The following is a 324-nucleotide window of genomic DNA, read 5'->3' as shown; positions in this document are numbered from 1 at the left end:
ACGACCCGCCTGAGCCCGCAGCGCCACCCCACTCTTCCCCGACAGCACCACCGGCAGCACCGGTGCCACCGGCACACTCGCCTCAGCGTCCGGCTCCCCCGGGGCCTTCGGTGCCTCCTCCAGGATCAGGTGCGCGTTCGTCCCGCTGATCCCGAACGACGACACTGCCGCGCGCCGGGGACGCTGCCCTTCCGGCCACTCCTCGGCCTCTGTCAGCAGGCGGACCTGACCGGACTCCCAGTCGATGTGCGGCGACGGCTCGTCCACGTTCAGGGTGGCGGGAAGCTTCCCGTTCCGCATCGCCATGACCATCTTGATCACACC

General features: G+C 70.4%; 1 protein-coding gene. It reads right to left on the bottom strand.

What is annotated here, in order from left to right; genetic code table 11:
* Positions 1-324, bottom strand: a 324-nt coding sequence (locus tag Q0994_RS33980) for a ketoacyl-synthetase C-terminal extension domain-containing protein (RefSeq protein ID WP_299542603.1), incomplete at both ends; no start/stop codon positions are given.

It is taken from the genome of uncultured Streptomyces sp. (genome assembly GCF_947488945.1).
Lineage (GTDB): Bacteria > Actinomycetota > Actinomycetes > Streptomycetales > Streptomycetaceae > Streptomyces.
Note: the sequence above shows the minus strand (reverse complement) of the source record. Positions and strands in the feature narration are given on the sequence as shown.